Origin of the sequence: Thermus sp. NEB1569 (genome assembly GCF_022385295.1) — a bacterium.
Lineage (GTDB): Bacteria > Deinococcota > Deinococci > Deinococcales > Thermaceae > Thermus > Thermus scotoductus.
Genome location: NZ_CP092445.1, coordinates 1,123,743 through 1,147,771, shown reverse-complemented (window position 1 = coordinate 1,147,771; position 24,029 = coordinate 1,123,743). Strand labels below are relative to the sequence as shown.

At 63.5% G+C, this 24,029-nt stretch carries 20 protein-coding genes; 11 read left to right on the top strand and 9 right to left on the bottom strand.

The features are described 5' to 3' along the window. Position 1: 1 nt before the first annotated feature. The gene (gene gatC / locus MI302_RS06650) at positions 2 to 271 is read right to left on the bottom strand and encodes an Asp-tRNA(Asn)/Glu-tRNA(Gln) amidotransferase subunit GatC (RefSeq protein ID WP_239725268.1); all 270 of its coding nucleotides are present in this window, start codon (positions 269 to 271) and stop codon (positions 2 to 4) included. A gap of 26 nt (positions 272 to 297) precedes the next feature. Further along, positions 298 to 1,041 carry a DUF554 domain-containing protein gene (locus MI302_RS06645; protein ID WP_239725267.1) on the bottom strand — a complete coding sequence of 248 codons (744 nt, stop codon included), beginning with the start codon at positions 1,039 to 1,041 and terminating at the stop codon, positions 298 to 300. Between the two features lie 18 nt (positions 1,042 to 1,059). Between MI302_RS06645 and mnmD the strand changes: the two genes are divergently transcribed. Further along, a complete protein-coding gene (gene mnmD / locus MI302_RS06640) occupies positions 1,060 to 1,713 on the top strand; it encodes a tRNA (5-methylaminomethyl-2-thiouridine)(34)-methyltransferase MnmD (protein WP_126164483.1) in 654 nt (217 codons plus the stop codon). On the opposite strand, the gene MI302_RS06635 is transcribed toward mnmD, so the two are convergent. Then, on the bottom strand, positions 1,622 to 2,803 hold the full coding sequence (locus MI302_RS06635) for a polysaccharide deacetylase family protein (RefSeq protein ID WP_126169895.1): 1,182 nt from the start codon (positions 2,801 to 2,803) through the stop codon (positions 1,622 to 1,624). The genes mnmD and MI302_RS06635 overlap by 92 nt on opposite strands. Next, positions 2,794 to 3,960: an MFS transporter gene (locus tag MI302_RS06630; RefSeq protein ID WP_126209942.1), complete on the bottom strand. Its 1,167-nt coding sequence runs from the start codon at positions 3,958 to 3,960 to the stop codon at positions 2,794 to 2,796. Before MI302_RS06630 ends, MI302_RS06635 begins: the two co-directional genes overlap by 10 nt. Positions 3,961 to 3,974: 14 nt before the next feature. Here MI302_RS06630 and MI302_RS06625 point away from each other — a divergent pair, with 14 nt between their 5' ends. After that, entirely contained in the window at positions 3,975 to 4,658 is a 684-nt protein-coding gene (locus MI302_RS06625; protein WP_239725266.1) for a glycosyltransferase family 2 protein, read from the top strand. On the opposite strand, the gene MI302_RS06620 is transcribed toward MI302_RS06625, so the two are convergent. From MI302_RS06620 to MI302_RS06605, 4 genes are read right to left on the bottom strand one after another with little or no spacing between them, the layout of a single operon-like run. Beyond that, the gene (locus tag MI302_RS06620) at positions 4,597 to 5,808 is read right to left on the bottom strand and encodes a glycosyltransferase family 4 protein (RefSeq protein WP_239725265.1); all 1,212 of its coding nucleotides are present in this window, start codon (positions 5,806 to 5,808) and stop codon (positions 4,597 to 4,599) included. The genes MI302_RS06625 and MI302_RS06620 overlap by 62 nt on opposite strands. A 12-nt stretch (positions 5,809 to 5,820) precedes the next feature. Beyond that, positions 5,821 to 6,897, bottom strand: a complete 1,077-nt coding sequence (locus tag MI302_RS06615) for a glycosyltransferase family 4 protein (RefSeq protein WP_239725264.1) — start codon at positions 6,895 to 6,897, stop codon at positions 5,821 to 5,823. Beyond that, positions 6,891 to 7,928, bottom strand: a complete 1,038-nt coding sequence (locus MI302_RS06610; protein ID WP_239725263.1) for a glycosyltransferase family 4 protein — start codon at positions 7,926 to 7,928, stop codon at positions 6,891 to 6,893. Before MI302_RS06610 ends, MI302_RS06615 begins: the two co-directional genes overlap by 7 nt. After that, a complete protein-coding gene (locus MI302_RS06605) occupies positions 7,925 to 8,506 on the bottom strand; it encodes a pyroglutamyl-peptidase I (RefSeq protein WP_015717218.1) in 582 nt (193 codons plus the stop codon). The genes MI302_RS06610 and MI302_RS06605 overlap by 4 nt, the downstream gene beginning before the upstream one ends. 52 nt (positions 8,507 to 8,558) lie before the next feature. Between MI302_RS06605 and MI302_RS06600 the strand changes: the two genes are divergently transcribed. From MI302_RS06600 to MI302_RS06580, 5 genes are all read left to right on the top strand, one after another. After that, positions 8,559 to 9,404 (top strand): DegV family protein, encoded by an 846-nt coding sequence (locus tag MI302_RS06600; protein WP_239725262.1) that lies wholly within the window; start codon positions 8,559 to 8,561, stop codon positions 9,402 to 9,404. Positions 9,405 to 9,458: 54 nt separating this feature from the next. Next, positions 9,459 to 12,395 (top strand): transcription-repair coupling factor, encoded by a 2,937-nt coding sequence (gene mfd / locus MI302_RS06595; protein ID WP_126164489.1) that lies wholly within the window; start codon positions 9,459 to 9,461, stop codon positions 12,393 to 12,395. 122 nt (positions 12,396 to 12,517) lie between these two features. Further along, the gene (locus MI302_RS06590; protein WP_239725261.1) at positions 12,518 to 14,809 is read left to right on the top strand and encodes a 3-hydroxyacyl-CoA dehydrogenase/enoyl-CoA hydratase family protein; all 2,292 of its coding nucleotides are present in this window, start codon (positions 12,518 to 12,520) and stop codon (positions 14,807 to 14,809) included. Between the two features lie 12 nt (positions 14,810 to 14,821). After that, positions 14,822 to 16,015 carry a thiolase family protein gene (locus tag MI302_RS06585; protein WP_019550200.1) on the top strand — a complete coding sequence of 398 codons (1,194 nt, stop codon included), beginning with the start codon at positions 14,822 to 14,824 and terminating at the stop codon, positions 16,013 to 16,015. Between the two features lie 9 nt (positions 16,016 to 16,024). After that, on the top strand, positions 16,025 to 17,758 hold the full coding sequence (locus MI302_RS06580) for an acyl-CoA dehydrogenase family protein (protein ID WP_239725260.1): 1,734 nt from the start codon (positions 16,025 to 16,027) through the stop codon (positions 17,756 to 17,758). Positions 17,759 to 17,845: 87 nt separating this feature from the next. Here the strand turns inward: MI302_RS06580 and cysS are convergent, their stop codons facing one another. Then, a complete protein-coding gene (gene cysS / locus MI302_RS06575) occupies positions 17,846 to 19,291 on the bottom strand; it encodes a cysteine--tRNA ligase (RefSeq protein WP_019550202.1) in 1,446 nt (481 codons plus the stop codon). A gap of 36 nt (positions 19,292 to 19,327) precedes the next feature. Between cysS and hslO the strand changes: the two genes are divergently transcribed. The 4 genes from hslO (at position 19,328) to MI302_RS06555 (ending at position 23,932) form a co-directional block, all read left to right on the top strand. After that, positions 19,328 to 20,350 (top strand): Hsp33 family molecular chaperone HslO, encoded by a 1,023-nt coding sequence (hslO, locus tag MI302_RS06570; protein ID WP_126169820.1) that lies wholly within the window; start codon positions 19,328 to 19,330, stop codon positions 20,348 to 20,350. A 12-nt stretch (positions 20,351 to 20,362) separates the two neighbouring features. Continuing rightward, the gene (locus MI302_RS06565) at positions 20,363 to 20,776 is read left to right on the top strand and encodes a universal stress protein (RefSeq protein ID WP_126169819.1); all 414 of its coding nucleotides are present in this window, start codon (positions 20,363 to 20,365) and stop codon (positions 20,774 to 20,776) included. A 341-nt stretch (positions 20,777 to 21,117) separates the two neighbouring features. Next, a complete protein-coding gene (locus MI302_RS06560) occupies positions 21,118 to 22,647 on the top strand; it encodes a cation:proton antiporter family protein (protein WP_239725259.1) in 1,530 nt (509 codons plus the stop codon). Between the two features lie 43 nt (positions 22,648 to 22,690). Further along, entirely contained in the window at positions 22,691 to 23,932 is a 1,242-nt protein-coding gene (locus tag MI302_RS06555) for an aminotransferase class I/II-fold pyridoxal phosphate-dependent enzyme (protein WP_239725258.1), read from the top strand. Positions 23,933 to 24,029: the final 97 nt, after the last annotated feature.

Genomic DNA, 24,029 nt, shown 5'->3' with positions numbered 1-24,029 from the left:
GCTACTCCAGCACCTTAGGCACCCGGAAAAACCCCTCTTCAGCCTCGGGGGCTACTCTTAGGGCTTCTTCCTGGGAAAGGGAAGGAAGGGGCTCATCCTCCCTGAGGCGGCCTTGGGCTTCCTCCTCCCAGGCTTCCCCCACCTGGGGAAGGGCGTCCACGAACTCCAGGATCCGCTTGAGATCCGATAGCAGCAAGGCTTCCTCCTCGGGGGAAAGCCGGATTTTGGCCAGGCTTTCCAGCTTGCGCAGAAGCTCCAGGGATAGCTCCATGCCCCGCATTTTACCCTCGGGAAGCCCTACGAAAGCCAGTTGGCCAAAGCCCAGACCAAGGGGGCCAGGAGAAGGGCGGGAAGAAAGGAGCCCACCCGCACCTTGGTGAGGCCCAGGAGGTTGATCCCCACCCCCAGGACCATAAGCCCTCCCACCCCGGTCACCAGGAGGACCCGGGGGTCCTGGGCGGGGTCGGGGAGAACCTGGCTCAGGGTACCCGCCAGGAGGGCGATGCCTCCTTGGTACAGGAGGATGACCAGGACGCTAAAGCCCACCCCGAGGCCGAAGGAGCTGGTGAGGGCGATGGCGGAAAGGCCGTCCAGGGTGGCCTTAAGAAGAAGGATACTGGGATCCCCGGTGAGGCCGTTTTGGATGGAGCCGAGAAGGGTCATGGGGCCCACGCAGAAGAGGAGGCTGGCCGCCACGAAGCCTTCGGTAAAGCTTCCCCCACCCCTCACCGCCTGCTTGATCTTTTCGCCGATGCCCTCGAGGGCCTCCTCAATCCGCCACCACTCCCCAAGTAGCCCTCCCAGCACCAGGGCGATGAGCCCCAGGACCACCCCGTCTATGGCCCCACCCCTGGCTTTCCCCAGGGCGCTGGCCATGGAGATCCCAATAAAAAGGGTGGTGAGCCCCACCCCCTGGACCATGATGCGGGCCATGCGCTCGGGAAGCCGGCCCCGAAGCATGAGGCCAAGCCCTGTGCCCAGGGTCACGGTGGCGGCGTTGGCCAGGGTTCCCGAGAGCTTGTCCAGAAGGCTGAGCTCCATGGGGGCTATTCTACGGGAGTGAAGCTTATCCTCACCCAGGATGGAACCCCCACCCTCTTCCACCCAGGGTACGGGGAGGCCTACCATCCCCGGCAGGGAGCCTTACTCCAGGCCAGGCGGCTTTACCTGGAGAAGAGCCTCACCCATCTGCATCCCGCTCCCAGGGTCCTCGAGGTGGGCCTGGGGCTTTTGGTGAACTTCCGCGTGACCCTGGAAAGCACTTTGGGTCGGGGGGTGTACCTTCGCTATTGGGCCGTGGAACGGGAGCCGCTACCCTGGGAGGTGCTCGCGCGGGTGCACCTCCCTCTTCCCAGGGCGGAGGAGGTGTTTGCGGAAATCCTTAAGGGCTGGCCTGATGCCAGCTTCGTGGGGCCTTGGGGTGAGCTTCGCATTTTCTTCGGGGAGGTGGAAACTCTTGAGCTTCCCCAGGACTGGGCCACGGCGGTTTACCTGGATCCCTTCAGCCCTCGGGTGAACCCGGGGCCTTGGTCCTTGCCTGTCCTAAAGGGGCTTCACCGGGCTTTGCGGCGTGGGGGAAGGCTTGCCACCTACTCCGCTCAAGGGGTTTTCCGCCGGGCCCTCAAGGAGGCGGGGTTTGCCCTTCACCGGGTGCCTGGGGTGGGGAAGCGGGAGTGGACGGTGGGAATCGCCTTAAAATTTCCTCCCGGCTGAGGTAGGCCAGCTCGGCCCAGGAGCGGTCGGGTTTGGGCAGCTCCCCCCGGTACAGCCAAAGGAACCAGGCGCTGCTCAAGGTGGCCGCGAGACGGGGCCAAGGGGGAAGGGGATGGGTGTGGAAGCCAAAGAGCCTGGCTCCCTGGGCCAGGTAGCTGTAGCCGTAGACCAAGCGCACCTCGGGGTCTTGAGCCACCCGTTCCGCCACCTTCTTGAGGCTTTCTCGCACGTATCGGATGGCCTCGAGGGGGGAGAGTTCCATGCTCCGCTGGCTTTCCAGATGGAGCTCCAAGGCGGGGGTGCCCCGGGGTAGCCCGGGTAGATCGGGTCCGGGAAAAGGCTTCTTCTCCACCCGGAAGAGGTCGAAGGGACCGTATCCCGCCCGGGCCACCCGGTGCTTGGCGTTGTACCGTTCCTCAAATCCCTGGAGCCCCCGGATAAGGGCGAGCCTCGGGGTGAGGGGTAAGGGGGCGAGGCCGTCCAGGGTGACGGGTTGGTATCCCAGCCGTAGCATCTCGGGAAGCACCCGCTCCAGGAGCCTGAGGGTGCGCTCCGGCCCGTCGTGGAGGAGGATGATGGACCCTGGGCGCAGGTAGTAAAGAAGCCTTTCCGCCAGGGCCTCAGGAGGAAGGTCCAGCCAGTCCTTGCTTTCCAGGTCCCACAGGGCGATGCGTTTGCCCAGGAGGCGGGCAAAGAGGCGGGTAAAAGGGGTGTGGAGTCCATGGGGAGGCCGGTAGTAGCGCCCGGGGTTCCGGCGCATGTGCTCCCACTCCACCCAGGGCAGGAAAAGCCTCCAGGCCTGGTGCCACTCCCCGTGGTCCTCCACCTGGTGGCCTTCGCGCTTGATGGCCTCCACCAGGTCCGGCCGGGCCTTGGCCCGTTCCCCGGTCAGGAAGAAGGTGGCCGTGACCCCGTGCTGGCGCAAAAGCTCCAAGAGGGCTTCCGTCCTCTCCGAGGGGCCGTCGTCGAAGGTCAGGGCCACCTTGGGGGTGCGCCTCGAGGCGTGGGCATAGGCTCCGAGGCCCAGAAAGCGAAAGAGTAGGTCGGAAACCCCGTAGAGGAGGAGAACGAGGCCAAAGATCAGCTCCATCGCATCCTCCAGAAAAGAACGGCATAGAAAAGGCTTAGCAGGAAGAAGACGGCGCTTCCGGTGAGGAGCGGGGCCCGTAGCCCGAAGGCCTCCCAGAGCAATCCCCCCACCGCTGGTCCCAGCGCTATCCCTAGCCCCTCCACGGTCATCAGCCCGCCCCAGATGGCAGCCCGGTTTTCCTGGGGCAGGTTTTTGGCCAGAAAGCCATTCCAGCCGGGAAGAAACAGGCTATAGCCCACCCCGGCCAGGAGGACAAGGAGGATTAGCTCCATGAAACTTGGGGTGAAGGCTAACCACACCATTACCACCCCCAGGAGGAAAAGCCCGCCCACCAGGGCGAACCGGTAGCCCTTGCGGTCCACCTGTCTGCCGGTCAAGGGGAGGAGGCCCAGGGCCAGGGCCCCCCCCAGCAAAAGAAGCCCCCCCAGGGCGATGGGTTCTAGGGCCAGTTCTTCCTTGGCAAGGCGAAGGATGAAGAGGGAAACCAAGGCGGGGGCGAAGGTCTGGCCAAAGGCGGCGGGCAGAAAGAATAGAAGCCGCTTATAGGGGTATGGTTCCCGCACGGCTTTGGGAATGGGGATGCGGAAGGGGAAGAGGCTTAGGGCAAGGAGGAGGACCACGCCTTGGGCCACCATGAGCAGGGTGAGGGCGGCTTCCGGCTCTTTCTGGGCCACCTGCCCCACCCCCACCAGGCCGATGCCCACCCAGGGCATAACCAGGGTCAGGGTAAAGGATAGGGCACGTGCCTCCCGCCCGGGCACGGCGATGCGGCTGGCCAGGGTCATGAGTCCAGGGTATAGGGTGGACATGCTAAGCCCCCAAAGTACGGCCAGGACCCATAGGAGCCAAGCGGCGTGGGCCATGGGGGTGAGGAGGAGGGTAAGGAAGCCGGCAAAGGCAGCCAGGCTTACCGTTTTCCCGAACCCCACCCTTTCCGCCAGGAGGCCGCCAAAGGTTTTGGAGAGGTTTTCCGAGAGTTGGTGAAAGGTAAAGGCCAGAGTGAAGGCCGCTGGGCCGAGCCCCAGGTGCTCGGGAGCGTAGAAGGGGAGAAGACCCGCGAAATAACCGCTTCGTACCCCCTCCATGAGGCCTACAGCTAGGACCAGGCGAAGGAATACGAAAAGCCCCTCCCTGGCCCATGGCAGATAGCGAAACACGCTAAAGTATACCTGTGCGCATCAGCGTGGTGATCCCCGCCCGCAACGAAGAGGAACTCTTGCCCAAAGCCTTGCAGGCGGTTTTGGCGCAGACGCTGCCGCCTTTTGAGGTGATCGTGGTGGACAATGCCTCCACCGACCGCACCCGGGAGGTGGCGGAGGGATTTGGTGTGCGGGTGGTGTATTGCCCCCGGAAGGGGGTAGCCTACGCCCGCCAGGCGGGGCTTCTGGCCGCCCGTGGGGAGTGGGTGGCCATGACCGATGCCGACTCCATCCCCCTTCCCACCTGGCTTCAGACCCTAGCCCGGCATGGGGAAGGGGTGGTGGCCCTCTACGGTCCGTTGCGGTTCTATGGGGTTTCTCCCTGGACGGCTTTTGTTTCCGAGTGGGGCTACCGGGCTTTCCTGAACCTCATGGCCTTCCTGGGAAAGCCCAACCTGGCCGGGGCCAACATGATGTTTTTGCGGGAAGCCGCCCTGGAGGTGGGAGGATTTCCCGAGGTGGAGGCCCGGGAGGACGTGCTTTTAGGGTGGAAGCTCAAGCGGATGGGAAGGGTCAGGTATGTACCTGAGGCCCTGGTCTTAACCTCGCCCAGAAGGTTAAAGGGAGGGTGGGGCAGGTTTTTGGCCCAGCAGGTTAAAAACCTCCTGGGTGATCCTCGAGGCTACTTTGGGGAAGACGGGGGAAGGGAAAGATGAGCCTCCGGGGTTCCACCCGCACGATCTCGTTGGCTTCGTCGTATACGGCCACGATTTTTTCGGCGATCCGCTCCGCAGAGCGTTCCATGGCCCAGGCTCGGGCCTCGAGGCTGAAGCGTCGGCGCTTCTCCTCGTCTTTCAGAAGTTCCAAGGCCCTGGCTGCCAGGGCTTGGAAGTCCTTTGGAGCCACCAGGTACCCGGTCTGGCCGTCCACTACCCCCTCCAGTACCCCTTCTGCCCCCACGGCCACCACCGGCACCCCCATGGCCTGGGCCTCCCAGATCACCAGCCCCTGGGTTTCTGTTTCGCTGGCGAAGAGGAAGAGCTCCGCCATCCGGTAGTAGCCCCCGATGTACCGGTAGGGCACCGTGCCCAAGAAGCGCACCCGGTCCTGTATGCCCAGGTGGGCTGCCAAGCGCTTCAGGTTTTCCAGTTCCGGCCCCTCGCCTATGTGAACCAAGAAGACATCCTCTTCCCGGGCCATCTCGGCCACCGCCTTGAGGACCACGTCAAAGGACTTTTCCTTACCCAGCCGGCCCACGGTGATGAGGCGCCTTTTTCCCTCGGGCCAGGGGGAGGGGGAGGGAAGGGGTGCTTCTTCCAGGATACGGTTGTCAATACCCGTGGGAATAACCCGTATGGGCCTTTGGATGCCGTAGCCCTCTGCCAGCCGCTTTACCGGTTCGGTGGGGGCGATGACCACCTCCACCCGGTTGTAAAAAGCCTTGGCAAGCCTGGGAATGATTCCTGTGTATTTGTCTAAGACGGCGAGACCTGGCACGTAGTGGGCGTACTTTTCGTAATGGGTGTGGAAGGTGGATACGTGGGGGAGCTCTTTATTGCGCGCGATCCTGAGGCCCCACACGCCCAGGGTTAGGGGGGTGTGGGTATGAATGACCTCAAACTCCGTGGGGAGGTGGCGGGCGGAGGGCAGGGCAATCTGCTGTCCCTCGTAAAAGGGATAGGGCACGGAAGGAACCCGGACCACGCCTTCTTCGCGCTCAGGGGCCTCGGGATGGTGGGGTGCCACCACCCAGGCCTCGTGCCCCATGCGCCTAAGCTCCCTAAGGAGGAGGTAAACGCTGGTGGTTACCCCGTTGGGGTTGGGGAAGTAGACATCGGTGAAGAGGCCTACGCGGTAGAGGCGCATGCGCCCACGATTTTACAACGGGACCTTGGATAGGGCGCGGAGCACATCTGCCAACCTAAGCGCTCCAACGTCCACGCTCCTTTCGGAAAGGATACGCTGGCGGCCTTTTTCGCCCAGCTCACGCGCTTTTTGGGGATTTTGCATCAGCCAGCGGACAGCCTGGCTCAGGTTCCTGGGATGGGGAGGCACAAGCAACCCTTCCCTGGGTGAAATAACTTCCTGTTGAGGAGGGAAGGGACTGGTGATAACGGGTAAGCCGGACGCCATACCTTCCAAGATGACCAGCCCTGGATTATCCGCAAGCGTAGGGAAAAGCACTGCGTCCGCTGCTCGGTAGAGCTCTGCGATGTCTTCCCTTCTTCCCAGGAATCTTACGTTGGACAAATTCAAAACCCGGGCCAGGGAGCGTAGGCCCTTGGACCAGGAACCTTCTCCCACCAAGACGAAATCGGCATCCGGCGTGAGGCGCGCGGTTAGAAGGACGGCTAGGTGATTCTTTTCCAGGGTGAATCTGGCAGGTGTCAGAAGGGTGAAGCGGGAGAATTGGTAAAGGGACCGAAGGGCTTGCCGCTCTTCTGGAGAGGGGGGGCGGAAACGGTCGGGGTCTACGCCCACGGCCACCACTTGGGTTTCTAGGCCAAAGTGGCGGCGGAGATAATGGGCAGCCCAGTGGGTACCTACCAACACCGCATCGGCGTCCTTAAGCTTAGATGCTTTGGTGGCACCGTAGATGAGTTGGTATAGCCGTTTAATTCCGAACGGGTAGTGGTATTCCAGCTGGTCGTGTAGGAACACGGCCTTAGGAGAGGGAAGCTTCTTTAAAAGGAGATATGTCTTTGGGTACCACGCCTGGAGGATGCGGACATCATAGTTCTCAGTGAGGTGAACGAGAGCGTTATGGCTTGGGTATGTGTGAGTGGGGACTCCCCTTGCTTCCAGAAGTTCCTTAAGCCTAGCCAACCCCGACGAGGAAGGAAGAAAAACGGCTGGGCTGATCCTTTGCTGCGGGAGTTTTGGCAGCGTTTCGAGAAGCCATATTTCGCTACCAGCTATCCTAGGAGCATCGGTTATGAACGCAGCTCTCAGCATATCGCTAAAACGAAGGCCAAGGTGTGCGCACTTTTTTCCAGGGTGTGATGAGCAAGAACGTGGGCTCGCGCTTGCTTTCCAAGGTGGAGGGGCAGATTTTGCAGGGCCCGGGCTAGAGCTGAGGGCCACGGGGGTGTGAGCAGGCCTGTTTGCCCGCTGACGATCAGCTCTTGTTGTGCAGGGATAGGTGTGCTTACCGTGGGCAGAGCGGAAGCCATGGCCTCGAGGGTAGCCAGACTTTGGTTTTCTCCCAGTGTTGGCAGCAGCATGGCATCCACCGCCCGGTAAAGCTCTGGCATGTCCGTGCGACGTCCCAGGAAGCGTACGTTCTTCAGGTTGAGGAGGCGGGCCGTCTTTTGCCAAACCCCCATCAGCTCCCCCGTTCCCACCAGCAGAAAGTCTACTTCAGGTAGTAACCTGGCGGTCAGGAGTACCGCTAGGTGGTTTTTCTCCGCGCTCATCCGGGCGGGCACGATTACGGAGAATCTCTTTAGGCCGTAGCGTTCTCTGAGTGCCTCCTTTTCCCCGGGTGCCGGCGGGCGGAACTGGTCCGTGTCTACCCCGTTTGGTACGGAATAAACGCGTCTCACCCCATGCACTTCCTCTAGCCAACGTGCGGCCCAGTGGGAGACTGTGATCACGGCTTCAGCGCGGACCAGGTTAGGTACCTGAAGGAGGCGGTAGCCCAGGCGGTATAGGTAGCGGAGACCCAGGGGGTAGAAGATTTCTATCTGGTCGTGGAGCAAAAGCGTTAAGCGGGGAAACCTTTTAAAGAATTTCCGGTAGCTTTGCGGATACCAGGCGGAGGCTACCACGCGGTCATATCCCAAAGGGAGGTCCTTGAAGGATCGGTAGGCGTGCACAGGTACCCCCCTTGCTTCTAAAGCCTGGCGGATCCATGCGTTGCCCTCTGCCAGGGGCAAGGCGGCCTCGGCCTCGAGGCCGAGCTGGCGAAGCCGGGGAAGCATCTCCTTGAGGTAGATCTCGCTTCCCCCCACGGTCTTGGCGTCGGTAAGAAAGAGAATCCTCATAATAGGGTGTCCAGAAGAAGCGTGACTGCCCTTACCTGTTCCGCCAGGGGAAGGTAGGCCCCACCCCGTTCCAGGGCAAGGGTTTCATCAGGGGGAAGGTGGACGAAGCCTACGGGAACTTCGGGGGGCAGGTGGAAAAGCGACAAATAGAAGGCTTGGTTACAGAGATAGCTTCCTGCGGAGAGGCTTTGTTTGGCGGGTATCCCGGCTTCCCGAAGTCGGCGGAGGGATTCTTTTAAGGGAAAGCGGGCCTCGAGGGCTAGGGGTCCCCCAGGTACCACCGGCGTATCCTCCCATCGGATGCCCCGGTTGTCGGGGCGCTCGAAGTCCAAGAGGTTTATCGCCAGACGCTCCAGGCTGAGGAGGGGTCTTCCTTCCGCCAGGCCTAGATGGAGAACCACCTTAGGCTTCAGTGCGTGAAGCTTCCTCAGGACCCCCGGAAGTGCAGCGGAGTCCACGGGAAGGATGGCCTTGTGGAGGGGATGGTCACCCACCCCTTGGGGTAATCGCTCTAGAAGGGTGGCCGAGGGATTGTGTTTAAGACCGCCAAAGGGTTCGAAACCGGTGACCAGGATCATGAGCTAAACTCCGTCGCCATTATAGCCGAGGTCTTCTTTTACCCGGTATAAGATGGGGTACGTGGAACTGGGTCTGGTGACGGATACCGCAGCGGACCTGTCCCCGCGGTTCCTAGAAGAGGAGGCGGTGGGCCTGGTGCCCATCTACGTCCACCTGGGGGGCAGGAGGTACAAGGACTGGCGGGAGCTTACCCCGGATGCCCTCTATCAGGCCATACGGGCAGGGGCCGAGCCCGTGACCGAGCCTCCAGGGGTGGAGGACTTTGCCGAGGTTTATGAGCGCTACCTCCAGATTTATGACCGCGTTCTTTCCCTGCATGTTTCCGGGGAGCTCTCCAAAACCGTGGACAGGGCCCGGGAAGCAGCTTTGAAGGTGGCTCCCACCCGCATCCGGGTGGTGGACTCGGGCATGGTATCCGCTGGGCTTGGGGCCATGGTGCTGAGGGCGGTGGAGATGCTGAGGAAGGGAGCGGAGGAGGAGGCTGTGGTGCGGGAGTGGGAGAGGCTAAAGCATTCCAGCCTGTACTTCAGCGTGGCCGATTTATCCCACTTGGCCCGGAACGGCCGGCTTCCGCGGTTCGGCGAGGTGGTGGGTAACCTTCTGGGCCTTCGCCCCATTTTGCGCATAGAGAAGGGGCATATCCGGTTTTTCAAGGTGGCCAGGGAGGGTGCGGTGCCCGAGGTCCTGGCCCGGCTGGTCCTCGAGGAGCTTCAAGGAAAACCGGCCCGCATCACCATTGCCCACACCGATGCCAAAAGCGAGTGGATTGAAGGCTTAAAGAAGAGCTTGGAGGGCGCTTTGCGCCTGGAAAGGGGGCGCATCACGCGAAGCGGAGCCACCATCGCCGCCAACGTGGGTCTTGGGGCCATAGCCATCCATGCTTACTCGATAGAATAGGCCAAGGGTGCCCCCTCCGGCTCCCGGGTCAGAGGGGGTGGATGCTTCTTGCCCATGGAGATTGCCCTGGAACGCTACTACGGTCACCGCCTGGCCCTGCCCCAGGTGGTGGCGGCCTTGATTTTTGCCCGGGAGAAGCCCCCGGCCCTCCTTCTGGTCCCAGAGGAGCGCTTGAGGCGCTACCGGGACCTCCTAGCCTTTGGCGTGCCGGTTTACGTGAACCCTGGCCTCGAGGCCTGGGAGGAGCGGGCCCTCTTCGTGATGAGTTACGAGGAGGCCCTTGCTCCCTTTCCTGAGGACCCCTCCGCCTGGCGGCTCGTTTTGGAGGTGGGCCGAAGCTATCCTCGAAGGGAGCTCCTGGACCGCCTCCTGCGCATGGGGTACGCCCGGGATGAGGATTACCGGGTGCTGGGGGAGGTGCTGGAGCTTGGCGGGGTGCGGCTGGAGTTCTTTGGGGAAGAGCTAGAGAGGCTTTTGGTGGAGGGAGAGGAACGCAAGCGGCACATCCTTCTACCCAAGCCGGGCAAGGCCGAAGCCTTTACCTCCAGAAAACTCCTCCACTTTCCTGGCCCCGTGTACCTGGACACCCCAGCCCTGGCCCCCAAGGAGGTCTGGTCCCTTTTAAGGGGGCGTCAGGTGGTGGCCCTGGGGAGCGGGGTGGAGCTTCCTCCCTTGGACCTGGGGATGAGACCCCTTCCCCCGTACAGGGGAAGCCTCAAATCCTTGGAAAAGGACCTTGCCCGCTGGCTCGGGGAGGGGAGGCGGGTTAGCCTCTTCGTGGCCCACGAGCGCACCCTGGACTACCTGAAAAGGCGGCTTGCCCCCTTCCGTCCCCAGGTACCCGAGCGGTTTCCGGGTCCCAGAGGCCAGCTTTCCCTTTTCAGGGGAGCCTTCGAGGGAGGGGCGGAGTGGGGGGAGGAGGTTTTCCTCACCGAGGCCTTGGTCTTTGCCACCGGTGCGGTGCGGGCCAGGTTGCGGGTGGGGGAGGGGCTTACCGACCCCGGGGCTCTCTCCCCTGGGGATTTCCTCATCCACCCCGACCACGGCGTGGGCCAGTACCTGGGCTTGGAAACCCGGGAGGTGCTGGGGGTTAGGCGGGACTACCTGGTCCTCCGCTACAAGGGGGAGGGGAAGCTTTACCTTCCGGTGGAGCAGCTGCCCCTTCTCAGGCGCCATCCCGGCACCACAGATGACCCTCCGGAACTTTCTTCCCTGGGCAAAGGGGAGTGGCAGCGGCTTAAGGAGAAGGCCAGGAAGGATGTGGAGGAGCTGGCGGCACGGCTTCTCATCCTTCAGGCCAAGCGGAAGGCTACCCCGGGCCGGGCCTTTCCTCCCTTGCCGGAGTGGGATCCCCTTATCGAGAGGGGCTTCCCCCACGAGCTCACCCCGGACCAAAAACAGGCCCTGGAGGAGGTCCTGCGGGACCTCGAGGCTCCTTTCCCCATGGACCGGCTCATCTCCGGGGACGTGGGCTTTGGCAAGACGGAGATTGCCCTCCGGGCTGCCCACCGGGTGGTGGGGCACGGGGCCCAGGTGGCCTTTTTGGTGCCCACCACCCTTTTGGCGGAGCAGCATGGCAAGACCTTCCGGGAGCGGTTTGCCGGGCTTCCCGTGCGCATCGGGGTGCTTTCCCGCTTTACCCCCGAGAAGGAGGAGAAGTCCATCCTGGAGGGCTTGGAAAAGGGCACCCTGGACATCGTCATCGGCACCCACCGCCTTCTCCAGCCCGACGTGCGTTTTAAGGATCTCGGGCTTTTGATTGTGGACGAGGAGCACCGCTTCGGGGTGGCGCAGAAGGAGCGGATCCGCGAGCTGAAGGCCGAAGTGGATACCCTTTACCTCTCGGCCACGCCCATCCCCCGTACCCTTTATTCCGCCCTGGTGGGCCTGAAGGACCTATCCAGCATCAAAACCCCACCGCCAGGCCGGAAGCCCATTCGCACCTTCCTGGCTCCCTTTGACCCCCTTCTGGTTCGGGAGGCCATCCTTTTTGAGCTGGAAAGGGGAGGCAAGGTGTTTTATGTGCACGACCGGGTGGCCTCCATCGAGGCGAGGAGGCGCTACCTGGAAAACCTGGTGCCCGAAGCCCGCATCGGGGTGGTCCACGGCCAGATGCCCGAAGGCCTGGTGGAGGAGACCATGCTCCTCTTCGCCGAGGGAGCTTACGATGTCCTTCTGGCCACCACCATCATCGAGTCGGGCCTGGACGTGGGCGAGGCCAACACCATCCTCATCGAGCGGGCTGACCGTCTGGGCCTCGCCACCTTGTACCAGCTCCGGGGCCGGGTGGGGCGGCGGGAGCAGGAGGCCTACGCCTATCTCTTCCATCCTCCCCGGCTCACCGAGGCGGCGGAAAAGCGCCTCAACGCCATCGCTGATCTTTCCGACCTGGGAAGCGGCCATCTCCTGGCGGAGAAGGACATGGAAATCCGCGGCGTGGGGAATCTCCTGGGCCCTGAGCAACACGGGCATATCCGGGCCCTATCCCTCGAGGTCTACAGCGAGCTTCTGGAGGAGGCCATTCGCAAGCTCAAGGGCGAGGCCAAGGAGGAGAGAAGGCACGTTACCCTGGACCTGGGAGTTTCCGCCCGGCTTCCTGCGGAGTACGTGCCGAGCCTCGAGGGCCGTAGCCGCTACTACGGCCGTCTGGCCGAGGCCCGGAGCCTGGCGGAGGTTTCCCGCATCGCCAGGGAGCTCAAGGACCGGTATGGCCCCCTTCCCGAGGAGGCGGAAAACTTCCTGGCCCTTGCCCGGCTCCGCCTGGTGGCGGAGCGGAAGGGGGTGGTCTCCATCACGGAGGACCTTGCCCACCTCCAGGTCATCTTTCCCCGCTGGCCCCTGGACTATGACGCCAAGGCTTTGAGGCAACTTCCCTTCCGGGTCGAGCTTACCCAGTATCCCCCGGGCTTTCGCCTGGAGAAAAAGGGCTTAAAGCCCCGGGACTACCCCGAGGCTTTGCTCCAGGCCCTGTACTTGTTTGCCGATGCCTAGGGGTTCGGGATCAGGTTGAAAAGCTTGAACCTTAGAGGGGGTTGAAGGCTTGAGTGTCAAACGTCCGGTTTGACAAGCCCTCTCTGCTGCCGTAAACTTTGACTCAGTATAAGGAGGTGGCCATGATCAAGAAGGTAGGCGTGGTGGGCGCGGGAACCATGGGGAGCGGGATTGCCGCTTTGGTGGTAAGCGCCGGGATCCCGGTGGTCCTTTTGGACATCCCGGGCGAGAGAGACCGCAACGAGCTGGCCAAAAGAGGCCTGGAGAGGGCCTTGAAGGCCAAGCCCGCAGCCTTCATGGACCCCGATCTGGCCCGCTATGTGGAAATCGGCAACACGGAGGACGACCTGGGGAAGCTGGCGGACTGCGACTGGGTGGTGGAGGCCATCATCGAGAAGCCCGAGCCCAAGCGGGCCCTTTACGAGCGCCTCGAGGCCATCCTAAAACCCACGGCCATCATCAGCTCCAACACCAGCGGAATCCCCATGCGGGTGCTTTTGGAAGGCCGATCGGAGGCCTTTCGCCGCCGCTTTTTGGGCACCCACTTCTTCAACCCGCCCCGCTACCTGCACCTCTTGGAGCTGATCCCCACCCCTGAAACCGACCCAGAGGTCTTAAGGGAAATCCGGCGCTTCGGCGAGCGCATCCTGGGCAAGGGCACGGTCCTGGCCAAGGACTCCCCGGGCTTCATCGCCAACCGGCTTGGGGTTTACGGCATGGTGCAGGCGGTGCGCCTTATGGAAAAGCACGGCCTCAGCATCGACGAGGTGGATGCCCTCACGGGGCCCCTACTGGGCCGCCCCAACTCCGCCACCTTCCGCACCGCCGACCTCACGGGGTTGGATGTGCTGAAGCTGGTTACGGAGGAGCTGGCCCAGACCACCGGGGAGGACTTCGCCCTGCCGGAGTGGGTTCTGCGCCTGGTGGCGGAAGGCCGGCTTGGGGAGAAGGCGGGTGCGGGGTTTTACAAACGGGTAAACGGGGAGATCTACACCCTGGATTACCGCACCCTGGAGTACGTGCCCCGGGCCAAGGTGGACCTCCCGGAGCTTAAGGCCCTTCGGGACCTGCCCCTGGCGGAAAGGCTTCCGAAGGTGGTGGAGCTTCCCGGCAAGTACGGGGCTTTCCTCAGGGAGCTTTTCGCCCGCACCGCCCACTACACCTTGGAGAAGGCTCCCGAGATCGCCTACGACCTGGTTTCCGTGGACCAGGCCCTGGAGTGGGGCTTCGGCTGGGAGGAGGGGCCCTTTAAGAACATGGATGCCCTGGGCCTCGAGGGCCTAAGGAAGCTTCTCGCTGAGCATGGCCTTTCGGAACCCGAGCTTCTTAAGAAGGCCCAGGGGGCCTTCTACCGAAACGGCACCTACCTGGGCTTTGACGGGGGCTACCATCCCTTGCCCCAGCGGGAAGGGGTTATTTCCCTGAAAGCCCTCAAGTCCGAGGGCAAGACCCTGCTGGAGGGCAAGGAGGCGGCCCTGCTGGATCTCGGGGATGGGGTGGCCCTTTTGGAGTTCCGCACCAAGATGAACGCCATCGGGGAGGGTGTGATCCGCATGCTCCAGAAGAGCCTGGAGTATGTGGAGGAAAAGGGCTATGTGGGCCTGGTCATCGGCAACGAGGACCCAAGGGCCTTCTCCGCCGGGGCCAACCTGGCCTTGATCCTCTCCCTGGCCCAGGAAGGGGACTGGGACGAGCTTTCCCTGGCGGTGCGGCAGTTCCAGAAGGCTTCCATGTCCTTGCGCTATAGCCCCTTCCCGGTGGTGGTGGCTCCCTTCGGCCTGACCCTGGGAGGTGGGGCGGAGTTTACCTTGCATGCGGATAGCGTTCAGGCCCACGCCGAGCTTTATATGGGCTTGGTGGAGGCTGGCGTGGGGCTTTTGCCCGCTGGGGGGGGCACCAAGGAGATGCTTTTCCGCTTCACTCAGGAGCTCGAGCCCTACGAGGAGGCGGATCCCTTTGAGGGGGTGAAGAGGGCCTTCAACCTCATCGCCTTGGCCAAGACCTCCACCAGTGCCCTCGAGGCCCGCAAGATGGGCTTCTTAAGGGAGCGGGACCGGATCAGCATGAACCGGGACTTCCTCATCGCCGATGCCAAGAGGCAGGTATTGGAGCTGGCCCCGGACTACCGTCCGCCCCTTCCGCCCAGGATCCGGGTTTTGGGTAGCGAGGCCTTGGGCAACCTACGCTATGCGGTCTGGTCTTTCCGGGAGGCGGGGGAGATCACGGATCACGACATGAGGATCGGCCTGGAGATCGCCTACGTCCTTTCCGGCGGGGAAGGCCCGGTGCGGGAGGTCTCCGAGTGGGACCTTCTGGACCTGGAGCGCGAGGCCTTCTTGAAGCTCCTCGGCACCCGTAAGACCCAGGAGCGGATCGCCTACACCTTGAAGACGGGCAAGCCCCTTAGGAACTAAAGAGGTGGAACCATGCGGGAAGCGGTAATCGTTAGCGCAGTGCGGAGCCCCGTGGCCCGGGGCAAGAAGGATGGAGCCTTGGCCACCTTGCATCCCGTGGACCTCTCGGCCCAGGTGATGCGGCAGGCGGTGGAGCGGGTGGGCCTGGAGCCGAAGGAGCTCGAGGATGTCCTCTGGGGTTGCGCCATGCCCGAGGCAGCCCAGGGGCTGAACATCGCCCGCCTGGCCCTTTTAAGGGCGGGCTTTCCCGTGGAAGTGGCGGGAGCCACCATCAACCGCTTTTGCTCCAGCGGCCTCCAGACCATCGCCATGGCTGCCCAGGCGGTGATGACCGGCATGGCGGATGCGGTGCTGGCGGGTGGGGTGGAGATGATGAGCCAGGTGCCCATGTCGGGCTACCACACCCGCCTCCACCCCGACCTCACCCCCACGGAGTGGACTCCGGAAGGGTACTCCACCTATATCGGCATGGGCTTCACCGCCGAGAGGGTGGCGGAGCGCTTTGGCATCAGCCGGGAGGACCAGGACCGCTGGGCCCTGAGAAGCCACCAGAGGGCGGCCCAGGCCTGGGCCGAGGGTCGGTTTACCGAGGTGGTGCCCATCCGGGTACCCAAGGTGCGCTACCAGGGAACCAAGAAGGTGGTGGAGGAAACCCTGTTTGAACGGGACGAGACCGTGAGGCCCGAGACCTCCCTGGAGGCCTTGGCCAAGCTCCGGCCTGCTTTCAAAAAGGGCGGCACCGTGACGGCGGGGAACGCAAGCCCCTACTCCGATGGGGCGGCGGCGGTGGTGGTCATGAGCCGGGAGAAGGCGGAGGCCCTGGGCCTGAAACCCTTGGCCCGCTTCATCAGCTTCGCCGTGGCCGGGGTGGAGCCGGATGTCATGGGCATAGGCCCCATCAAGGCGGTGCCCAAGGCCCTGAAGCGGGCAGGCCTGAGCCTGGACCAGATCAGCCTCATCGAGTTCAACGAGGCCTTCGCCGCCCAGGTACTGGCGGTGATGCGCACCCTGGAAATGCCCGAGGAGAGGACCAATGTGAACGGCGGGGCCATCGCCCTGGGACACCCTTTGGGGGCCACGGGGGCCAAGCTCACCGCCCAGCTCATCGCCGAGCTGGGCAAGCGGGGCGGAGGGTATGGTTTGGTCACCATGTGCATTGGAGGCGGCATGGGTGCCGCTGGGGTTTTTGAGGTGTATCCAGCGTAGGAGGGAGCCATGACGGAGGAGAAAAAGCTTTGGCAGAAGGGCGGCGGCTGGATCCTGGAGAGCCCGGAAGCGATCTATACCCCGGAGGACTTTGACGAGAGCGTCAAGGAAATTGCCCGCACCACCCGCACCTTCGCGGAACGGGAGGTGCTACCCCTTTTGGAGCGGATGGAGCACGGGGAGCTCGAGCTCAACGTGCCCCTGATGCGGAAGGCGGGGGAGCTCGGGCTTCTCGCCATTGAGATCCCCGAGGAGTACGGGGGGCTGGACCTGCCTAAGGTGGTCTCCACCGTGGTGGCTGAGGAGCTCGCGGGCACCGGGGGGTTTTCCGTCACCTACGGGGCCCACACCTCCATCGGCACCCTGCCCCTGGTTTACTTCGGCACTGAGGAACAGAAGCGGAAGTACCTGCCCAGGCTTGCCAGCGGGGAGTGGATCGCCGCCTACTGCCTCACGGAACCGGGCTCGGGCTCGGATGCCCTGGCGGCCAAGACCCGGGCCACCCTTTCGGCGGACGGCAAGCACTACATCCTGAACGGGGTCAAGCAGTGGATCTCCAACGCGGGCTTTGCCAACCTCTTCACCGTCTTCGCCAAGGTGGACGGGGAGCACTTCACCGCCTTCTTGGTGGAGCGGGATACTCCCGGGCTTTCCTTCGGTCCCGAGGAGAAGAAGATGGGCATCAAGGCCTCTAGCACCCGCCAGGTGATCCTCGAGGATGTGAAGGTCCCCGTGGAAAACGTCCTGGGGGAGATCGGCAAGGGGCACAAGATCGCCTTCAACGTCCTCAACGTGGGCCGGTACAAGCTGGGGGCGGGGGCGGTGGGCGGGGCCAAGCGGGCCCTGGAGCTTTCCGCCAAGTACGCCAAGGAGCGCCACCAGTTCGGCCGGCCCATCGGGAGCTTCGGCCTGATCCAGCACAAGCTGGGGGAGATGGCGAGCCGCATCTACGCCGCCGAAAGCGCCGTCTACCGCACCGTGGGCCTGATCGACGAGGCCCTTCAGGGCAAGAAGGGGCCTGAAGCGGTGATGGCGGGGATCGAGGAGTATGCGGTGGAGGCCAGCATCATCAAGGTGCTGGGCTCCGAGGTGCTGGACTACGTGGTGGACGAAGGGGTGCAGATCCACGGGGGCTACGGCTACTCCCAGGAGTACCCCATCGAGAGGGCCTACCGGGATGCTCGCATCAACCGCATCTTTGAGGGCACCAACGAGATCAACCGCCTCCTCATCCCCGGGATGCTCCTGAGAAGGGCCCTGAAGGGGCAGCTACCCCTCTTCCAGGCGGCCATGAAGCTTCAGAAGGAGCTTCTGGAGCCGAGCTTTGAGGAGCCTGAGGACGTGGAGCTCCACCAGGTAATGGGCCTCAAAAAGCTGGCCCTCATGGTGGCGGGCCTTGCGGCCCAGAAGTACGGGCAGAAGGTGGAGGAGGAGCAGGAGGTCCTTGGGGCGGTGGCGGATATCCTGATCGATGCTTACGCCGCCGAAAGCGCCCTCCTGAGGGCCAGGAGGCTTGGGGGGGTTGCGCCTGCCATGGCCCGGCTATACCTGCTCCAAGCTCTGGACCGGGCCCAGGCCTGGGCTCTTTCTGTCCTGCCCCGCTTGGTGGAAGGGGATGAGGCCCGGGTGGTGTACTCCGCAGCCCGGAGGCTCACCAAGCATGAGCCCGTGGACCTGGTGGCCTTGAGGCGGGAGGTGGCGGGGGCGGTCCTCGAGGCGGAGGGCTACCCGATCCCCCACTGAACCTGGGCGTTTCCCTGCCGGGGCCAGGCCCCGGCAGGGGTTGTTATTGGGTTGCCTCCGCTACCCCGTGGACCTGCTTTGGTTAGGCTACTCCAGGCCAATCCGCCACTTGGGGCCTTCCTTGGTGTCCTCCACGATGATGCCCAGGGATTTGAGCCTTTCCCGGATCAGGTCGCTTTTGGCGTAATCCTTGGCCCGCCGGGCTTCTTCCCTAAGTTCCAGAAGAAGGGCGACTAACCCCTCCAAAAGGGGCCCGGACACCTTTTCCTCCAGCACCCTTTCGGGGAAGAGGCCCAGGATGCCTTCCCCCAGAGTGTGGAAGACCTGGGCGGTTCGCCTTAGGGTGTCCCTCTTGGCCTCAGGGAGAAGCTTGTTGAGCTCGGGGAGGAAGGTGAAGAAGGCGGCCAGGGCCTCTGGGGTGCTGAGGTCGTCCTCTATGGCCTCCAGGAAATCCTTTTCCAGGGCATCCAAGGCCCTTTCCAGCTCCGGGGTGGTGCCAGGGTAAGCCGCATTCAGGCGGGTTCGCACCTCGCGGTAGGCCTGGAGGAGGCGGGCATAGCCTCGCTTGGCCGCCTCGAGGCCCTCCCAGGTGAAGTCCATGGGGCTTCGGTAGTGGGTTTGGAGGAGGTAAAAGCGCAGGGCCATGGGCTCGTGGGCCTTAAGGAGGTCGTGGAGGAGGACCAGGTTCCCCGTGCTCTTGGCCATCTTTTCCCCTTCCAGAAGCACATGGTTGTGGTGCATCCAGTGGCGGGCGAAGCGGTAGCCCGCGGCCTCTGCCTGGGCGATCTCGCACTCGTGGTGGGGAAACTGGAGGTCTATGCCCCCGGCGTGGATGTCAAACCCTTCTCCCAGGTACTTGAGGCTCATAGCGGTGCACTCGATGTGCCAGCCCGGGTACCCCTCCCCCCAGGGGCTTTTCCAGCGCATGATGTGGCCGGGCTCGGCGGCTTTCCAAAGGGCGAAGTCTAGGGGGTCCTCCTTCTCCTCCCGCACCTCCACCCTGGCCCCGGCTCTAAGCTCCTCCAGGCGTTTTCCCGAAAGCTTTCCGTACCCAGGAAAGGCCCGCACCCGGAAGTAGACGCTACCCTTTCGCTCGTAGGCGAAACCCAGCTTTAAGAGCCTTTCCGTGAGCTCGATCTGCTCCGGGATATGACCGCTGGCCCTAGGGGCGATGGAAGGTCGGAGCACGTTTAGGGCGGTGATGGCGTCAAAGTAGCTCCAGGTGTACTTCTCCGCCACCTCCATGGGTTCGAGCCTTTCCAGCTTGGCCCGGCGCTCAATCTTATCCTCCCCCTGGTCGGCGTCGTCGGTAAGGTGGCCCACGTCGGTGATGTTGGAGACGAAGCGCACCCGGTAGCCTTGGTGGAGCAGGTAGCGGCGGAGCACGTCGTAAACAATGGGTCCCCGGGCATGGCCCAGGTGGGGGTCGGAGTATACGGTGGGGCCGCAGACATAGATCCCCACGTGCCCCGGGGTGGCGGGGGTGAAATCCACTTTGCTCCTTTGCAAGGTGTCGTAGATGCGCAGGCCCATATGGGGGATTATAGGCCCATGGCATAATGGCGGGGTATGGGCAGGATCCTGAGGGGTTTGGCAGGGGGTGGCCAGCTTAGGGTGGTGGCCGCAGACACAGGGGATGTGGTGGAGGAAGCCCGGCGCCGCCACGGGCTTTCCCCCACGGCCACCGCCGCTTTAGGCCGGGCCATGACCGGGGCCTTGCTGCTGGCGCAGCTCCTCCTAAAGACGCCCAAGGAGCGGATAACCCTGCGCATCGAGGGCACGGGGCCCTTGGGCGGGCTCGTGGCCGAGGCGGATGCGGCTGGAAACGTCCGGGGGTACGTGCGAAACCCGAGGGCGGAGGTGCCCTTGCGGGAGGATGGGAAGCTCAACGTGGGGGAGCTCCTCGGGGCCGGGGTGTTGCGGGTGGACCGGAGCCTTCCGAATGGGGAGGTTTACACCAGCACGGTGCCCCTGGTTTCCGGGGAGATTGCCGAGGACCTCGCCCACTACCTTTGGCAGTCGGAGCAGATTCCCTCCGCCGTCCTCTTAGGGGTGCGGGTCAAGGGGGAAGGGGAGGTGGAGGTGGCGGGGGGTGTGGCCATCCAGGTGATGCCGGATACTCCCGAGGAGGTTCTTTCCCGCCTCGAGGCCAACCTGGCGGGTTTGAGCGGCATCACGCCCCTCTTGCGGGAGGGTTTGGAGGCCGCTGTGGAGAGGCTTCTTGCTGGCTTGGGTTTTGAATGGACGGATCTCAAGGCCCTGGGCTACCCTTTAAACGAGATCCCCGCCCGCTTCCGCTGCCGTTGCAACCGGGAGAAGGCCCTCGAGGCCCTGGTCTTCTTCACCCCGGAGGAACGGGAGGACATGATCGTGGAGGACGGGGGTGCGGAGGTGGTCTGCCACTGGTGCGGGGAAGTGTACCGCTTCTCCCCGGAGGAGATCCGTTCCCTGGTGGCGGAGGTGCGTTGCCCTGACTGCGGCACCCTTTGGCTGTATCCCAAGGCGGACGGCACCCTTTTCCGGATCGAGGGGGATACCTGCCGTTGCGGACGTAAGGTGGAAATTCCTTCGGAAAAACGGGCCCAGGCCTGATAAGCTGAGGCCATGTTCAAGACCATCCTCCTGGCTTATGACGGTTCGGACCATGCCAAGCGGGCGGCAAGGATAGCCAAGATGGAAGCCGAGGCCCATGGGGCCAGGCTGGTGGTGGTTCATGTCTATGAGCCTGTCCCCGACTACCTGGGGGAGCCCTTCTTCCAGGAGGCCTTGAAAAGGCGGCTGGAGCGGGCGGAAAAAGTCCTGGTGGAGGCCGTGGGCCTCACGGGAGTGCCCCGGGAAGATGCCCTTCTCCTCGAGGGCCGGCCCGCGGAGGCCATTCTGGAAGCGGCCATAGGGGAGAAGGCCGACCTCATCGTCATGGGTACCCGGGGCCTTGGGGCCATCGGTAGTCTCTTCCTGGGGAGCCAAAGCCAGAAGGTGGTGGCGGAGGCTCCTTGCCCCGTGCTCCTGGTGCGTTAGCCAAGGGGCTAAAGGCGGCCAAAAGACCCAGGATTCCCCAGAGAAGGATGCCGGCCCCCAGGCCCAACAGGGCTGCCGTGAAGGTGGCCTGGAGGTGGGGCCAGACCTTCCCTTAGCACAAAAGGCCCATGAAGGTCAGGAGGACCTCGTGGGGTGGGGGAGCCTATAGGGGGTGGAGGAAGCCGAGGGCCAAGAGGGCTTCCTAGAGCAGGAAAAGGGCGATTGCGCTTAGGTTGCGGCGCATAGCGAAGCTGGTTTCCACGAGGGGTCTCCTTATCTTACACTATACTGGGGAAACAAAGGGGGTTTCTGCTCCTTCTTTCCGTACAAGGAGGTTTTTGATGTCCGGCGTGTTGCTGCTGACCTACCTTTCCGGCGTGCTATTGGTGCGCCTGGGGTTGCCGGTGTTCCTGGGTTACCTCGGTGTCGGGATGGCGTTGAGGCTCCTGGGCTTTTCCGGGGATCCCCTTTTGGACTTCTTCAAAGATCTCGGCGTCTACCTCTTGCTTTTTACTGTGGGCCTGGGCGTGCGCCTAGACCGCCTGGTGCGCAGGGAGATTTGGGCTACCGGCGTTTTTCAGCTCCTTTTGCTTCCGGTTTTCATGGCCGCCCTTTACGTCTTGGGGCTGGCGCAAAACCCCTTGGCCCTCTTGGTATTGGCTGTGGCCCTTATCAACCCCAGCACCGTGCTCCTAGCCCGGGTGCTTCAGGACAAGGGGGAGCTTGCCGCCTTGCACGGGCAGCTGGCTTTGGGGATCTCGGTCTTTCTGGACGTGGTATCCCTAGTCCTGCTTATCCTGGTGGGGTTCCAAGGGGTCGGGCCTTTGGGTTTCTCTGTCTTGGCCCTTCCTTTGTTGCGACCGCTACTGGCCCGCTTGTTTCACCTGGCACAAAGTGCGGAACTCAAACTCCTTTTGGGCGTGGGGCTGGCCCTTTTGGGGGCGGAGCTGGCCCGGTTTCTTCAGGCCCCAGAGGCCCTGGGGGCTCTTTTCATGGGCTTGGGCTTGTCCCGCTACCCGGGGGTGGGAGAGGTGGCGGAAAGGCTTTGGGCCTTGAGGGAGATATTTTTGGTGGCCTTTTTTATTTGGGCGGGAATGGCCGTGGGCCCCGACGGCGTTCTTGCGGGGTTGGTTCTCCTGCTCCTCCTACTCTTGAAGCCGGTTTTTCTCTTCCTTCCCCTGGTCCGGCAGGGGTTCAGGGCCCGTACCGCCTTTTTGGTGGGGGTGGGGTTGGGAACCTACTCGGATTTTGGCCTGGTGGTGGCGGGAGTACTCCAAGGGCTAGGGCAGATGACGCCCCAGGGGGTAGGGGCGGTAGCCCTAGCCGTGGGGGGCTCGTTCCTTTTGGGAACTCCTTTACTCCAGAGGGCTCACTCCCTTTACGAAAGGTGGAAGTCTTGGCTTAAAAGGTGGGAGAAGCCTGGCTTGCACCTCGACGAGGAGCCCCGGGGAGCCTTGGGGGCGAGGTGGCTGGTGGTGGGCATGGGGCGGATGGGGACAGCGGCCTATCGCTTTTTGGAGGAGAAGGGGGAAAAAGTCTTGGGCTTGGATAGCGACCCCGCCAAGGTGGAATACCACACCGCCAAGGGCCGGCGGGTGCTCTATGGGGATGCCGAGGACCCAGCCCTTTGGGAGGGGTTGGAGCTAAATGGGGTAAAGGGGGTGATTCTGGCGCTTCCGGACCTCGAGGCCCGCCTTAGGGCCGCCCGGGCTTTGCGGGCCAAGGGGTTTGGGGGCGTGGTGGGGGCGGTGAGCTATGCCAAGGAGGAGGACGCTCCCCTTAAGGGGGCGGGGGTGGACGTGGTTTTCCACCCCCTCCTGGAAGCAGGGGAGCGCCTTGCCGAGCGGGTTTTGGAAAAGGGCGGGGCCTAGTTGAGGGTGTCCCTTCCCTTGTGGGCGGGGTACACTAAGGGGCATGAAGTACGAAACCCTGGCTGTGCTTTCAGGCCTTCCGGAGGAGGACCCCCACGGGGCGGTGGGGCTTCCCATCTACGCCGTGGCGGCCTACGGCTTCGCCACCCTGGAGGAGGGGGCCGAGCGCTTCGCCACGGGGAAGGGCTACGTCTACGCCCGGCAGAAGGATCCCACCGGGAAGGCCCTAGAAGAGAGGCTTAAGGGCTTGGAAGAGGCCATGGAGGCAGTGGTCCTCGCCTCGGGCCAGGCGGCCACCTTTGCGGCCCTCATGGCCCTTCTCCGCCCAGGGGATGAGGTGGTGGCGGCCACGGGGCTTTTCGGCCAGACCATAGGCCTTTTCCAGCAGGTCCTGGCTCCCATGGGCATAAGGGTGCGCTATGTGGAGCCCGAGCCCGACCGGGTACGGGAAGCCCTCACGGAAAAGACCCGGGCTATCTTTGTGGAAACCATGGCCAACCCTGCCCTGGTGGTGCCGGACCTCGAGGGCCTGGCCTCGTTGGCGGAGGAAAAGGCCATGGCCCTGGTGGTGGACAACACCTTCGGGGCCGCTGGGGCCTTGGCCAAACCCTTAAGGTGGGGGGCCCACGTGGTGGTGGAAAGCCTCACCAAATGGGCAAGCGGCCACGGTTCCGTGCTGGGAGGGGCGGTGGTGGTGAGGGAAAGCCGCATCTGGCAAAACTATCCCCAGTTCCTGGAGAAGGATGCCAGGGGCCAGGTTCCCTGGGAAGCCTTGGGACCTCGGTGTTATCCGGAGCGGGTGCGTACCCTGGGGCTATCCCTTATGGGCATGGTCCTTTCCCCTTTTAACGCCTACCTTCTCTTCCAGGGTTTGGAAACCGTGGCCCTGCGAGTGAGGCGCATGAGCGAAACCGCCCATCGCCTGGCCGAGGCCCTGAAGGGGCACCCGAAGATCCAGTCCCTTCGCTACCCCGGCCTGCCCGAGGATCCGGCCTACCCCATGGCCCGGAAGTACCTGGCCTCAGGCGGGCCCATGCTCACCCTGGACCTGGGAAGCGAGGAGGCGGCAAGCCGCTTCCTTAAGGCCATTCCCTTGCCCAAGGCCGCCAACCTGGGGGATGCCCGCACCCTGCTGGTGCATCCTTGGACCACCACCCATAGCCGCCTTTCGGAGGAGGGGAGGCTTCAGGCGGGGGTTACCCCGGGGCTGGTGCGGGTTTCCGTGGGGCTGGAGGATCCCGAGGATCTTGTGGCTTGGTTCCGGGAGGCCTTGGAAGGGGCCTAGGGGGGAAGAAAGGCACAAGCATGTGGTATCGTGAAACTGTGCACTAACTCGCCACCCGAAGCCTAGATCCCGCCAGTGGGATTTCCACGGCGGGATC

Bases quoted from the DNA above. Each gene is read 5' to 3' on its own strand.
- MI302_RS06580 (WP_239725260.1), top strand. From the start codon at position 16,025: ATGACGGAGGAGAAAAAGCTTTGGCAGAAGGGCGGCGGCTGGATCCTG.
- MI302_RS06555 (WP_239725258.1), top strand. From the start codon at position 22,691: ATGAAGTACGAAACCCTGGCTGTGCTTTCAGGCCTTCCGGAGGAGGAC.
- MI302_RS06565 (WP_126169819.1), top strand. From the start codon at position 20,363: ATGTTCAAGACCATCCTCCTGGCTTATGACGGTTCGGACCATGCCAAG.
- MI302_RS06605 (WP_015717218.1), bottom strand. From the start codon at position 8,506: ATGATCCTGGTCACCGGTTTCGAACCCTTTGGCGGTCTTAAACACAAT.
- MI302_RS06635 (WP_126169895.1), bottom strand. From the start codon at position 2,803: ATGGAGCTGATCTTTGGCCTCGTTCTCCTCCTCTACGGGGTTTCCGAC.
- mfd (WP_126164489.1), top strand. From the start codon at position 9,459: ATGGAGATTGCCCTGGAACGCTACTACGGTCACCGCCTGGCCCTGCCC.
- hslO (WP_126169820.1), top strand. From the start codon at position 19,328: ATGGGCAGGATCCTGAGGGGTTTGGCAGGGGGTGGCCAGCTTAGGGTG.
- MI302_RS06615 (WP_239725264.1), bottom strand. From the start codon at position 6,897: ATGCTGAGAGCTGCGTTCATAACCGATGCTCCTAGGATAGCTGGTAGC.
- MI302_RS06560 (WP_239725259.1), top strand. From the start codon at position 21,118: ATGTCCGGCGTGTTGCTGCTGACCTACCTTTCCGGCGTGCTATTGGTG.
- MI302_RS06600 (WP_239725262.1), top strand. From the start codon at position 8,559: ATGGGGTACGTGGAACTGGGTCTGGTGACGGATACCGCAGCGGACCTG.
- MI302_RS06585 (WP_019550200.1), top strand. From the start codon at position 14,822: ATGCGGGAAGCGGTAATCGTTAGCGCAGTGCGGAGCCCCGTGGCCCGG.
- MI302_RS06620 (WP_239725265.1), bottom strand. From the start codon at position 5,808: ATGCGCCTCTACCGCGTAGGCCTCTTCACCGATGTCTACTTCCCCAAC.
- cysS (WP_019550202.1), bottom strand. From the start codon at position 19,291: ATGGGCCTGCGCATCTACGACACCTTGCAAAGGAGCAAAGTGGATTTC.
- MI302_RS06590 (WP_239725261.1), top strand. From the start codon at position 12,518: ATGATCAAGAAGGTAGGCGTGGTGGGCGCGGGAACCATGGGGAGCGGG.
- MI302_RS06645 (WP_239725267.1), bottom strand. From the start codon at position 1,041: ATGGAGCTCAGCCTTCTGGACAAGCTCTCGGGAACCCTGGCCAACGCC.
- MI302_RS06610 (WP_239725263.1), bottom strand. From the start codon at position 7,928: ATGAGGATTCTCTTTCTTACCGACGCCAAGACCGTGGGGGGAAGCGAG.
- gatC (WP_239725268.1), bottom strand. From the start codon at position 271: ATGGAGCTATCCCTGGAGCTTCTGCGCAAGCTGGAAAGCCTGGCCAAA.